The sequence below is a fragment of the Candidatus Zixiibacteriota bacterium genome (genome assembly GCA_040753875.1).
GTDB lineage: Bacteria > Zixibacteria > MSB-5A5 > GN15 > FEB-12 > DATKJY01.
The window spans coordinates 1-13,962 of record JBFMDV010000032.1 but is presented as its reverse complement, the minus strand read 5'-3'; the positions used below and the strand labels follow the sequence as shown (position 1 = coordinate 13,962).

Sequence of the window (13,962 nt, the reverse complement as noted above, 5' to 3'; positions counted from 1 at the left end):
TGAGCTTCAGCTTCCCTGTCAGGTTACACTATGCTATGGTCGACGGAACACGTTGGAAAACTGTCAGTTAGGCTGTTATTTCTATCCAGACAAGTCCCATATTTCGCACAGAGGCTGAGGCATAGCTATGGCGAACCCAGTCAATTTGCGGAATATTTTGGAACATTTTATCTACCAATTCTGTAATTATACATAGAGAGATTTATATCTTGACACTTCGTGTCGATATATATATTTTAAGGCTGAAAGGAGGTGTACGATGAGAACCGCTGTGATAGCGAAAAACGCTAAGAGAGTTAGACACGAACGCGGCCTAACCCAACTCGAAGTGGCCAAGCGCGCGGAGATTTCACTTCCGACCTATTCTAACATTGAGTCTGGCAGAGGCAGTCCCAGGATGGACACCCTCTACAAAGTTGCTGGAGCAATGGAGGTCGGTGTACAAGAGTTACTTTCCCCAGTAAGAGAACTATCCTCGGTCAGATTCCGTGCTCAGAAGAAGCTCAAACGGAGAGATCATATTCTGGCACGAGTATCCAAGTGGCTTGAGGACTTCAATTATTTGTTGGGGGAACAGAAGCAGAAAGTGGCATATGCCCTCTCGGGTATTTCTGACGAACTCAAAGGTGTCTCACCAAAACGCCGATCAGTACTGGCGGCAGAATTGGTCAGAGAGCGAATGGGCTTGAACGCAAAGGAGCCGGTTCACGATATCACCGGGCTATTGGCCGCCAACGGCATAAAAGTGCTTCCCTACGAGCTCGCGTCCGATGGGTTCTTTGGTATGTCCGTCGGCCAGGCTGACGGCGGCCCGGCGATTGTTGTAAACGTGTGGGACCGCATTCCTGTCGAACGATGGATATTTAGCGCCGCTCACGAACTCGGCCATCTTGTAATGCACTTGGACGCTTACAAAGTTGATATTGTTGAGGAAGACAACAAGCAGGAGAAAGAAGCTGACGAGTTCGCAAGCCATTTCCTTATGCCACAAAACGGATTTGATCAGGAGTGGCAGGAAACCTATGGTCTCGACCCGTGGAACCGCATTCTCAAGGTAAAACGGATATTTCACGTCAGCTACAAGGCGGTCATCTATAGGCTGATCGAACAAGGAATTCTCAAAGTGACGGTCTGGAGCCAAATCCCATTAATCATCAAACAGAGATATCCGGGTAAGGAGCCGAAATCCTTTGAACCGGACGGTCTCAAGCAGTCGGATTTTGTCACTGATTGGCTTGACCGTCTCGTGCGGGTCGGTGTGGAGAAGCAGCAGATTACTCAGAGCAGGGCGGGCGAGATCTTAGACTTGCCGCTTCCCGAAATGCGGAAAAGAATCGCGTCATGGGCAGAAGAAAAAAGTGGAAACAGACTGGAAGCTGTCTCTCATAGTTGATTCCAGCGCCCTCATTGACTACTGCGAATCCGACTTGTCGATTCTGTCGCTCTTCTCGCAAACTGTACAGCCTGTGTATGTCGGTAAAGCCGCCCTCGACAATGTGAAGCAGCTCTCTGAAACTCAGGCACGCCGCATCCACATCCAAATTGTCATTCCAGACATTGCATTGGCACTTGAGGCTGCTGAGAAACGGGGGCCCCTTGCCTATGACGACCATGAGACTCTGCTTCTCGCGAAATCACACGGCTGGTGTTGTCTCACGAACGACAAAGCGCTGCGACGGGAATGTCAAAACGAAGGAGTACAGGTACGATGGGGCCTCGAACCCATGAAAATACTGGTTGCTCAAAGTGAATTGACTGTAGCGCGCGCTATTTTGGTTGCTCAAGAAATATCAAAGGTTAACCCGTTCATCACCCAGAAGATTGTCGATGAGTTTAGCCAACAAATCAGGAAGATAAAGCGTTCCTGAGACTGCCAATCAGAGGGTGCGCCTGTAGATGATTTAATTGTAGTTGCGCCAACGACTGACTGACCGGTGCTGTGATTAGAGTATGAGGAGAGCGATGTCGGCAATTTTTCTTACGCTGCAAGCAATTGATTGTCAATGACTTACAATGGCGGCCCCGACCTCACTCTCCCCAAACCTTCGTGTGTTTCCAATCTTCGGTTCGGTTACACGATGCTCGAATCAGCGGAAGTCGATGGAAAACGGTAACTTGCGAACAGCAAAGATTAGCGACAAGGAGAGTACCTTTTCTGCTATCTCTCGTCAGATAACAATTACCACTTTTCCTCGTGCGTGTCCTTCTTCAACATATCGGATCGCCTGAGGTGTTTCGCTCAAAGAGTACTTCCTGTCTACGACGGGTACGACTTTGCCGGCTTCCAGAAGGCCCTTTAAGAGAGCCAAATCTGTCTGATTCACGCTTGCCATGAACGAAACAACTCTGCGCCCCCCCTTCCTTGAAAACAGAGCTTTGAGCATCAGCGTCTGCAAGAAACCGGCAGTGGAGCCGCCGACAAAAACATAGATCCCGGTTGGCGTCAGGGCACGCAGAGAGTTACCTATCGAATGGTATACCGCGTTGTCAAGGATCAGAGCATATTTCTTCCCACTCCGCCAGAACGCTTCTTTCGTGTAATCGACCACATCGTCGGCATCAATTGACCTCACCATCTCCAGGTTCCGCCCGCTGCACACGCCGGTCACGTGAGCTCCGAGCGCCTTGGCAATCTGCACCGCAAATGTGCCCACACCACCCGACGCGCCGTTGATCAATACTTGTTGTCCCGCTTGCACCCGCCCGCGATAACGAAGAGCCTGCAACGCCGTCAGCCCCGCAACCGGTACGGCCGCCGCCTGTTCGAAGGTCATAGCTGCCGGCTTTAGCACTAAGCTGTCTTCGCGAAGACACGCGTACTCTGCGAATCCGCCCATGCCTGCGCCGAAGACTTCGTCACCTACCTTAAACCGAGTTACATCGCTGCCGACCGCTTCTACGCGGCCCGCCATGTCGGCCCCAAGTATCTGATGTTTCGGCTTTGGAAACCCAAAACCCATAAATCGGACAAGAAGCGGCTTGCCACGCAGGATGTGCCAGTCAAGCGGGTTCACCGACGCCGCATGGATCCTCACCAAGACTTGATGTCCTTTCGGAACAGGCTTGTCGACTTCTTTCAGTTCCAGGATGTCGGGCGATCCATATCTCGTGCGTACGATTGCTTTCAAGACAATTCCTCCGAGGTTAGACGAGCTTCCTTACCCCCAATAGTATCAACTCAAGTCAAAGTTAATAACTTATTCCCGTGCGAAGCAATATGACGAATATGCCTCTCAAACAAGTATTTTCGTGCCGGGCCTCGCTCGCGAGGACGGGCGAGGGCTGTGTGACACACCAATAATAGAACGGGTCGAGCGCTCTATCCCATTGAAGATTTCATAATCAGATCAAAATAGTCCCGTATGTCCTCATCGGGCGCTATGGCGAGCTCCTCCCGTAACCGCTTTTCATAACTCCGATATACCCGCATAGCCTTCAAAAACTCTTTCTGCATAACATAGATCTGCAATAACAACCGGACACCATCGGTCCACAACTGATCATAGGCAAGCGCTCTTTCAACCACGGTACCGGCCTCCCCTAAGCACTTGTTGGCGGCCAGCAATTCCGCCAGTTCCAGAGATCCACGCTGGTACTGTGCCTGCAGCTGTTCTCGAGGTTCGATCGTAAATGCTTCATATGGAAGCATTGGCAATAGGGGTCCCCGATAGGTCTCCAGCGCTAATCTTAATTCGGCAATACGATCACTAATAGCGACCGAACTCAACACTTCCTTGCTGACACATGCCTGGATCAGGTTGGTGAAGTCAAGGTAGTCAACGTGCGATTCGGGCGGCAATTCGAGTCCGTAATGCTGTTCTGCATAGGCAACATAGGAGGATCCTCGTGGAACCGCGTACGGGTCGAGCGCCTTGCGCAGATCCTTGACGGTCGTGCGAAGGCTAGCGCGGCTTTTGGTGGGGTCGGTTTCCGGCCAGAGGTATTCGATCAACTCCTCTTCATGCATCTTTCGCGGGTGGTTAACAAGAAGATGCTGGAAGAGCAGTCGAGAACTGGACCGATTGAAACGGACTATTCGGCCCTTCGCACTGACGGAGAATCCGCCGAGCATGACAACATGCAAGGGAGGAAGTGGGCAATGGTCGAGGAGCTCATGATACGTGCGTAGAGCGCGCAGTTCTCTCTTGTTTACGGTTGCCATGTGTCTTTTTGCGTGTGTTGACAAACCACGTATTGAGAGACGCGAAGCCGCCTCCCAAAGTCGGATACGCTCCTCTGCGCTGAGCGCGCTATCCTTCAACTCGGCGTCGAAGGCAGGCGTGAGGTCGATATCAGTTCCGGTTGAAAGAAGTGGTTCGACTAAGGTTGCATCTATACCCAATCGTGTCGCTTTGGCTGTGACAAAGGAGGTAATCGTGTTGTTGCTCATTGGGTAAGATCGCCAGCCGAGTTTCTTAAGAAGTCCAAGCGCTTGTAGGAGTAGGTCTTTCAGACGCTGATTGTCTGCTGACCGAGTAGGAGACATGGCCAGCAGGAATGAACCGGTGGCGACCCACTGTGGCATTTCGCAACTCGTAGCCAAATCACGTATCTGGGTTGCGCGCCGTTTCAGCCCAGAGAAGCTCTTGCCTTGAAAGGATCTAAAGGCATTCAGGGCGAGGTATATGAGACGACATTCACTCGGTTGGTGTCGATCGGGAATATCATGGTCACTCACAACCTGCTCCGGATGACCATCCAACAGACTGTAATACTCGCAGAGAAGCGCCACCTCAGTGCCTGTCAGGACGCCGAACTGCTTGGCCGGTTCCTGGGCTGCCATCAACAACCGCAACCCTTCGGCTCGGTCCCCCAAATACCAGAGAGCGATACCCCGAAAGCGACCAACATAAATATCAAGCTGCAGGCTATAGCCGCCGAATTCTCTCATACTGGCGACGCATTGATCGATGTCGTGGAGCGCGTCGCGGTAGTATCCCATAGCCAGATGAATATTGGCCTCCAGCATATACATTTTCGGAACTTGCGACTGCAGACCCATGCGATGGCAGTCATCGCGAACTTGCTTCAGATCGTCCAAAGCCGTGATAGAATCTCCCAACAGGTGAGAATACAGCGCCTCATTTTGGTTGGCGATGATTCTCAAACGCAGATAGGGTTCCTCAACGAGTTCGGCTGCTTTCCTCACGTGTGCGATCGCCTCACGCAGGCGGAGTTCGAGATATGCAGCCATACCGAGCGTATTCTGGAATATGCCGAGCATGGTCGGACTGAACCCGAGACTGACCGAAGTCAGGCTGTCATGGTCTTTCTTGGCGGCGTCGTAGTGTGGACCCGGCTCCGTGTTGACGCGGGCCCACCAGTAGTTTGCCCAGAGACTGCCGAATGACTCTATGTCATTGGAGAATCGCTCGGGTGATAACTTGTCCTTTAGAAAAGCAATCGCTCCCTTATTGTCCCCTGACACATTGAGTACGTTGGAGTAAGTTTTGACAAATGCCGCCCGGTTGTGGTATTCGGCAGGTAGAGCCTCTAACCACTGCCTTACTCTGATCCATCCGTGCTGGCCGTACAAATCCGACCACTTTGTGTCCATCAGATCGAGAGCCCGATCATAGTCTCCCAGTTCCATGAGCAGGCCGATGGCCTCAAAGATCAACCCCTCCTTGAGGTAATGCTCGGACGTGGAGCGGTAGAGAGCGGCAACTTGCACAGGTTTCACGATATCGGCCAGATGCGATCTAAACGCTTGCTTTGCCAACGCATGCAGACGGTAATGTGCCGGCTGTTCCAGCACGACATGCGGAATCGCCGAACGACTGAGCTCATCAAGTGACTCTTCCACCCTTTCAGGTGTCGAAACAACCGCCGCGCAGCGCTCGGCAGTCAGGACATCAAACAGCGACGTCTCACAAAGAAACCGGGCGAAATCAGGGGACAGTGACTCATACACCTCCTCGGTGAAGTATTCCTGAAAAGCGCCCGTGTGTGTCGGCGACAGACTTGACTGACTGACGGCAGCGAATCCGTCTCGAGGAAGCGTGCTGGGAAGCAACCCGACAGAAACGCACCAGCCCGAAGTTTCTCTCCAGAACCGCTCCAGCACATCATCATCGAGATCCCGTCCAAATCGCAGCCGCAAAGCCTCCTGGCACTCGGGCAAGCTGAACGCGAGCTGCGCGGCATCGAGTCGCAAGATGCTGCCTCGAGTCTGGTCCCTTCGAGTCTTGAAAGAAGGGGGGATTCTCGAAGCGATGATCACAGTCAACCGACCGCGGCCGCTCCGGGCAAGAAGCGGAAGTATTGAGGCGATGTCGCGGTTATGATCTACACACTCCCAATTGTCAAGGACGAGATAGGAACGAGGCCCCTCGTACTGCTCGATCGCAAAGCAAACATCTTCGATTGTCTGTCGGATGTCCGATCCGGGCGACGTAGCGTTCAACTTCGGCAACACTCTCAGCAGGGCAGCGACCAGATAGGCTATAAACTGGTCAGGGTGGGCATCGGAGTCGTCGAGATGATACCAAGCGTTTCTGGAGTTTGGCCTCGAGGCAAGAATCTGCTGCGCCAGTGTGGTCTTACCATATCCGGCCGGGGCGATTAACAGGATGAGATTTGCATCCTTCGCCTCGTCGACAGACTTAATCAGGAGTCGGCGCTCTATTGCATTTCTTAGTGGTTTCGGAGCGGACAACTTGCTTTCTATGACATTGACTACCAACTGGTTACCCTAGACAACATGGCTGCGTGGCAGACTTGCTCGTGTCATGTGGGAGCCGCGAATGCCTCATTAATTGCCTTCGTGGCTACCTCTCAGAATAATAATCCAATGAGGGACAAAAAAGAAGAGAAATTGACCTGTTTTGTCATTCGCCTGTCATTCGCAAATCGATACTGCCGCCATGAAGACGCGAATGCCGTCCGGCAGGAGTCGATTTGCGCGTGTCGAAAAGGTCCTATTGCAGATGGCTCGACGCGGTGACGACTGGGCCGGCAAAGCCACCAGTTTTTCCGGTCCGGCCGAATTTCATTTTGACAGCCTTAAGGACCTTTTTGACTGGCTCAAGAAAAGGGCCGGACAGCGGTTGAACTAACCACAAAGGAGGAAGCGATGAGAACAATCTTGTCATTATTTGGATTCATAGTGATGCCTCTGGCGTTGCTCTGTTCTTGCTCGAATGACAAGGCTACTGAACCCGTTCAGCCGAAGGCACCGACAGTATCAACCGCTGCTGTCGGCGCGATAACGGAGACAACCGCCGAGTGCGGCGGAACTGTTACATCTGATGGAGGAGCCGAGGTCACGTCTCGCGGCGTATGCTGGGGTATGAATGCGACCCCAACGCTGGCCGACAACAAATCCACCGACGGAACCGGGACGGGAAGTTATACCAGTTCTCTGTCTGGCCTGACCCCCGGCACGAAATACTATGTGCGCGCCTATGCCATAAACGATGCGGGGACGGGCTACGGCGTCACTGACTCGTTTACCACAGTGTCTTTACTGCAAATAAGAAGCTCATTCGACGTTGATGCCGAGGGATGGATTGCGTTCGGCAACGGGGGATTGTATTACCAGAGCGGCAACGGTAACCCGGGGGGATTCATAGAGTTCGAGGATTGGGAAGCCATGCCGGGGGGGTTCTTGGCGCCCGACAAATTCAAGGGTAACCTCTCCGCCTACTCCGGAGGAACACTCAGCTTTGATCTTAAGAATACTGTTAACAACGGCGGCGAAAAACTCCCCACCTATGGTAAGATTATAATCATTTCGGGAACGCTGGTCGCTGAGAACAATCCTGTACCGTACCCTAGTTATCTCACTGAGTGGACGACCTTTTCAACACCCCTAGATGCAATTAGCTGGAATGTAACTTCGGCACAATGGGATTCGATAATGACCAACATTACCGAAGTGCAGATCCTCATGGATCCGCAGGGTAATTTCTACGACCGATCGGGGTTGGACAATTTTACCATTACTGAACCTTTGAGCAGGTGAATACGGCGGAGGACACAAATAATCAAGTCATGGCTATATTCGGGAATCCTGGCAGTCGTTCTGCTGATTCTGAATTCCTGCTCAAGTGACAATGGAACGGGACCTGCCCAGCCGAAGGCGCCGACAGTATCGACCGCTGCTGTCGGCGCGATAACGGAGACAACCGCCGAGTGCGGCGGAACTGTTACATCTGATGGAGGAGCCGAGGTCACGTCTCGCGGCGTATGCTGGGGTATGAATGCGACCCCAACGCTGGCCGACAACAAATCCACTGACGGAACCGGGACGGGAGGTTTCACCAGTTCCATTGTCGGACTTGTGGGCGGCACTGCCTACTACGCAAGAGCCTATGCCACCAACAGTGTCGGGACTGGTTATGGCAGTGCTCAGTCATTTACCACGGTGGCCACACCCACTACAGTCACAGATATCGACGGTAATGTTTATCAGACTGTCACTATCGGCACCCAGGTGTGGATGGCTGAGAATCTTAAGGTCACACATTATCGGAACGGCGATCCAATACCGGACGTAACCGATGGTATGACCTGGGAAGGCCTTACCACGGGCGCACTCTGCCGGTACAGCAACAGCGATGATACGGCCGCGATTTATGGGCTTCTGTATAATTGGCATGCAGTGAACGACAGTCGGAATATTGCTCCCGATGGTTGGCATGTGCCGACCCGGAGTGAGTGGATTGCTCTCAATTCGTACCTTGCTCCCAATGCGGGTGGCCAGCTGAAAGACACAGGGACTACCTATTGGTTCAGTCCCAATGAGGGGTGCCACCAACGAGACTGGGTTCACAGCTCTTCCTGGAGGAGAGCGGGGTTACCAAGGCTATTTCGGCGCTCTCCACCAGGAGGCATATTTCTGGACTTCGACAGAGTCCACCACCAGTTCCCGTGCCTATGTTTTCAGCCTGCATAACGCGTTCGATTATATTTCGGACAGAAATCTCAACAAGTTTTCGGGCCATTCGGTTCGGTGCGTAAAGGACTGATCGGCTATCTGCGTTTTATCGGTATGCTCGTCGGTCGCGACCGCATGAGTAAGTGCTAGATAACATATCGCAAGTAGTAGTGTGCGTTTGTGAGGATGCCAATGACAAGAAATACACTATTGATCGCACTTTGTGGCTGGCTTATGTTTACCGGAGCGGCGCAGGCCCTGATGGATACAGCCTGGGTACGAACTTATGCGCCACTCGCTCCATACCAGGTTATGGCCGTCGGCATTGACAGCGATGGCAACTGTTATACAGCATTCCGAGGTTGGGATGGTGTGCGCGACTGCTACGCCGCCGTGAAGTATGATTCCAGCGGCAACTTTCAATGGAATTATTTGAGCCCTCAAGGAGTTATCGTCGATGCACAGATCGATCGGGCAGGCAACACATATATGACAGGTACCAGGTGGGATGTGAGTGAGACGCTTGGCATGCTTGTTAAACTCAATTCCAGCGGAGTTCCGGTCATAAACCAAGTTTGGAACGGTTATGGTGGGAGAACGGTTGAGTACAATTCATTTGGCAGTTGCTTTGTCGCTTACTCATATTATAATGCCGATGGATACGTAGATGATAGTCTAAGGTGGCATGGTTACGAGTCGGATATTGTTGTAAGAGGTTATAATGATACGGGATCTGAGCTGTTCTCAGATAGTCTGAATTATTATTACGATGACCGGCCTGAATGTCTCGCCTTTTCTCCAGACGGCAATCTATACTTATCTGGTTATTGCTCTAATTCCCCATGGGTCACTCATAATAGAAATGCCCGGCTATATAAACTTGCCGCTGGCGGCAGTCTGACCTGGATGCGGGAGTTCGATTACGGTGCAAATTCTTTCGATGATCTCACGGTCGTGGCAGCAGATTATCAAAGTAATGCAATTATGACGATTCGTCCTGAATCTGGCGCAAAGATCAACAAGCTTCAGGGGGACGGTGGATTGCTATGGGGACGGGACGCCTCCATGTGGATTCGTGAGTTACTGGTTGACGATAGCGGAGTGATAATCACAGCCAGAGGTTCACAGGTTGATAAATACAATTCTTCGGGAACTTCCCTGTGGACCGTGGATATTCTACCAGCGATCGATACAGCCTTGGTCTGGTGCACTGTCACTGATATTAAACTCTATGGTCATGATGTTATCACTACTGGCTCTTACGGTAATTTCTCCAGAGAAGGGTATTTCACGGCACGCGTGGATTCCCTGGGCGATCTGACTTGGATTGAGGAGTTCGATGTTGCCGAGGGACGTATTTCTGACATGTATAGCGAAGCGGCGGTTGACGACTCCGGATCAGTATTCGTATCCTTTATCGATCATACCGGCGGCTGGCCATATACCATGATATCTATCAAGTATGTAGAGGGCACTAAACACCTCACAATCCGCGACGCCAAAAATGACAGCATCCCCAATGTGGAGTGCGACTTGATTAAAGTCACGAATAATCCGCCCTGGTTTGACGAAGATACTCTCGGCAGCTTTACTACGGATGACAAAGGTCAACTGGAACTTATTCCTATCTCCGCGGATTCGTTTCGCGTTGATCTTGATTTATATGCTGATACTCTTGTAGTCGGTGATAGCCTCAAGATAGCCAAACATGTCCAAAGCGTCCCCGCGGTAAAGCATCAGAATGTTCTGAGTACGATGTACTCGGTGCTCCTGGACAACACCCGATTTGCCGCTGACGGTCATATTTATTTTGATACCCTGACTTCAGGTGATCAGAACATCGTGCTCAACCATACGGAGCTTCGCTATAATCTCGTGGTGTCGGTGGAATGGGAAGCCACCGAAGAATACCTCTGGATGCTGGAAGACAACTTTAGATTCATGTCAAACTATCTTTATGACGTATCTGATGGCCAAATCCGCCTCGATACAATGTTCATATTCGACAACAGCAATTTCTCCTCGGAAGCGGATATTCTTGTTAAGGCGAGTAACATGGAATGGCCACGTGCCTCAGCAGCCGGTATTCTGCGAAACGGAGTCGACTATATTGACATGCCCCGTATCTGGATGGGGGATTCCACTCGCACCCGAAACCACACCGATGCCGTTTACCCGCTGAACCTTGTTGTGCCATCGATGGATTATCGAACCAAAGCCCATGAATTCGGACATTATGCACTCAACTTCTTTGACGAGTACCTGTTTTGGAACGAAGACAGCGGCAAGTATGTTGCCGACAATTCCCTTCGCTGTTTACCAACAACGGTTTTTCGATACGGTTTCATGGATTATCAATACGAAAGGGGTGGTTCGATGTCGTCAGAGATGTCAAACTCTTTCCGCTATGAGCTGGCCGGGTGTCGGAACACGAATCAGTGGGGGGTACATGCGCTTTCCTGCTGGGATCATCTGGAGCGGTGGGTTGAAGCCGTTCGGCAGGGACCTGACAACCTGTTTATACCGATCCTGAAACCTGATGCAGCCGACACGCTGGAGCGTGTGGTAAGCAATCCAGGCGTCTACTTCCCCGGTCCTAATAATGACCTGAGCAACCCTAACTACGACGTAGGGAGCATGATTCGCTTTCCGAATCCGGCTACCCCGCAGGTCGCAGGCTATTCCAACAAGCATGTTACCGTTCACCACTCAACGGGTGGCGATAACGCCAATGTCCAGTTGTTCAATGACGTACACGTTGCAACAGGGAGGATTATCGAACAGGGTCGATCATCAGACGCGTCCGGTGCCTGGGTTGTGGGGGTGAAAGACGCCAGCTACCAGATTCTTGCCAGCAAGGGAAACAGCCTTGGGACTGTGGCCCCGTCACCATCAAATGCTTCTTCTCTATACGTCACCACAGGTTGGCTCTATGGCATAGCCGAATCGTACGGATCAGGGGTAAGCCAGGTCGGCAACAGGTTCTCAGCAAACAGCACAGAAGACAGCATCACTATCGAGTTGAATGAAGTTCAGGGATATTATCCTTTTATCATCAAGGCAATGCTGACCGCCGACGGAGCAACCTGCGACATCATGGCGGTTCAGCCGTTCCCAGCAGATCCGAGTTTGGAGTTGTGGCCTTCATATGGCGGGAGCTATGACCATACTCTTGCCGGCACTGGAGAAGGTTATTCTGCAACCGTAACTGATAGTTTGGGGATATCAGGTTCGTTCATGCTCTGGGCAAGCGATGATTCTTCAAAGACATTCTTTGTTCCCAATAAGTACACCACAACCGCAGTGGACCACGATCAGGTTTTTATCTGGCTTTTTGGAGCCGAGGGGCAGAGTGAATTCAAGTTAGATTCAGCCAACATTTCTTTGACCAAAGCGATGATCCTGTCTTCACCTTACCCGGTCATCCGAACCGGCCTGAATGAGAACGCGGTTCAGGCTGGACAGGCGCATTGTCTGTCAGCGTATCCTGATAACCCCCTGACCGGATCCAACCAGATTGTGATACGTTACGACGATGCCGACCTGAAGCTGGGAGATCAGTACCTGGGAGGTGAAGCGACATTGTCGGCCTATCACTGGGTTGATGCCCTAACCGGATGGACATTGATCGGCGGAATGGTCGACACCGTTCAGAACACGATCTACGCACCTGTTAGTCACACAGGTGTCTATGCCGCGTTCACGACCCAGATCATAACAGACGTCGAAGATGACGAGTATGGCGATATCCTGCCCTATCGATTCGAGCTGTCGCAGAACTACCCGAACCCGTTCAATCCGGTCACGACGATTGAATACAGCTTGCCCGAACGGAACCATGTCGTTATCGAGGTGTATAACGTCATTGGCCAAAAAGTGCGGACATTGGTAAACTGCGAGGAACCAGCTGGATCATACTCGGTCCTATGGGATGGAATCAGCTCTTCTGGTGAGACCGTTTCCACCGGTGTTTACTTCTATCGATTCCAGGCCGGAACTCATGTTGAAACGAAGAAGATGCTGCTACTGAAGTGATTCGTCGCTGATCTCGGGCAACAGCATACGAAAAGTGTGAAGGCCTCGGTGTACACCGAGGCCTTCAAAGTCTATGGCGGCCCCGACCTCACTCTCCCCAAACTTTTGCGAGCTTCAAGTTCGCGATCCGAGTGAGCTATATGATGGTCGATGGAAGTCGTTGCAAGACAATACAATAATCCACGATAGTCGTCAGCCGCAGAACGCAATTAGAGACTGTTGATGTTGTTTATGCCGACGCGATTTTCAAATAGCGGAACTTCTTGGGACGTAATGTAGTTTAACGTGGATTGGGCTTGTTCACTAAGCCAGGGCCTGACGATTTGCAGGATATTGTTCCGAGTATGAGAATCAGGATATACACAATACTTCTAACGAGCTTCGTTTTTCTTGCAGGAATTGCACACGAAAACTCCGGGAGAGTTCTTTGTATCGGGGAGGATAGTCATGTAAAGGTGGAATCGACCTGCCAACCCTGTTGTGGAGAGCCGGAGAGGTCGTGTACTCTCGGGGCCGAGAATCCCGGTCATGACCACCATGATGATTGTGCCAACTGCATTGACATACCTCTCGGACATCAGATCCTGGACCGCATTGTTTTATCCAGACATTCCGACCCTGGCGGTGCGACTGTAGCTTCTGCGTCCGCTGTACAAGCATTATTCTCATTGGATCTTGTTACCTCCCCGCCAAGTAGACATTTAATAACTGCCAGCAATCCTTTTTCAACAGGTCTTCTTCTAACATCGCCTGTTCTTCGCTGCTGATTCTTCAGACTAAATTTTCGTGATTAGCCCCCTATTTGCATCGGAGGCGTTGCTGTGCTCTATGGCACGGTGAATTACACCTTAGTTTGGAGAATTGTTGATGAGATTTCGAACAACATTGAATTTGATATTCATCGTACTTGGCGTATCTGGAGTGGCTCGCGCTCAGACAAGTTCAGATGCGCCGCCGCTTTTGCCCCCGGTGTATCATGAGAGCGGAGTTCAGGAGGACCTGGCCGCAGTTGGCGACTCGGTGATCAGTCTCAGGTCCGCCCTTCA

At 51.5% G+C, this 13,962-nt stretch carries 8 protein-coding genes and 1 pseudogene; 7 read left to right on the top strand and 2 right to left on the bottom strand.

The window, feature by feature from the left end:
* Positions 1-259: 259 nt before the first annotated feature.
* Positions 260-1,393: an XRE family transcriptional regulator gene (locus tag AB1644_11830; protein MEW6051731.1), complete on the top strand. Its 1,134-nt coding sequence runs from the start codon at positions 260-262 to the stop codon at positions 1,391-1,393.
* Positions 1,359-1,868, top strand: coding sequence for a hypothetical protein (locus tag AB1644_11825; protein ID MEW6051730.1), 510 nt, complete (start codon positions 1,359-1,361; stop codon positions 1,866-1,868). The genes AB1644_11830 and AB1644_11825 overlap by 35 nt, the downstream gene beginning before the upstream one ends.
* Before the next feature lie 300 nt (positions 1,869-2,168).
* Here AB1644_11825 and AB1644_11820 read toward each other — a convergent pair whose 3' ends face one another.
* Together AB1644_11820 and AB1644_11815 are read right to left on the bottom strand one after the other, a co-directional pair.
* Positions 2,169-3,128, bottom strand: coding sequence for an NAD(P)-dependent alcohol dehydrogenase (locus AB1644_11820; protein MEW6051729.1), 960 nt, complete (start codon positions 3,126-3,128; stop codon positions 2,169-2,171).
* A 191-nt stretch (positions 3,129-3,319) separates the two neighbouring features.
* Entirely contained in the window at positions 3,320-6,685 is a 3,366-nt protein-coding gene (locus AB1644_11815) for a BTAD domain-containing putative transcriptional regulator (GenBank protein ID MEW6051728.1), read from the bottom strand.
* A 181-nt stretch (positions 6,686-6,866) separates the two neighbouring features.
* Here AB1644_11815 and AB1644_11810 point away from each other — a divergent pair, with 181 nt between their 5' ends.
* The 5 genes and pseudogenes from AB1644_11810 (at position 6,867) to AB1644_11790 (ending at position 12,916) form a co-directional block, all read left to right on the top strand.
* Entirely contained in the window at positions 6,867-7,058 is a 192-nt protein-coding gene (locus AB1644_11810; GenBank protein ID MEW6051727.1) for a hypothetical protein, read from the top strand.
* Positions 7,059-7,075: 17 nt separating this feature from the next.
* Positions 7,076-7,966, top strand: a complete 891-nt coding sequence (locus tag AB1644_11805; protein ID MEW6051726.1) for a hypothetical protein — start codon at positions 7,076-7,078, stop codon at positions 7,964-7,966.
* A 234-nt stretch (positions 7,967-8,200) separates the two neighbouring features.
* A pseudogene (locus tag AB1644_11800) lies at positions 8,201-8,668 on the top strand (FISUMP domain-containing protein).
* A gap of 76 nt (positions 8,669-8,744) precedes the next feature.
* Positions 8,745-8,972: an FISUMP domain-containing protein gene (locus AB1644_11795; GenBank protein MEW6051725.1), complete on the top strand. Its 228-nt coding sequence runs from the start codon at positions 8,745-8,747 to the stop codon at positions 8,970-8,972.
* 101 nt (positions 8,973-9,073) lie between these two features.
* Positions 9,074-12,916, top strand: coding sequence for a T9SS type A sorting domain-containing protein (locus AB1644_11790; protein ID MEW6051724.1), 3,843 nt, complete (start codon positions 9,074-9,076; stop codon positions 12,914-12,916).
* The last annotated feature ends 1,046 nt before the right edge of the window (positions 12,917-13,962 follow it).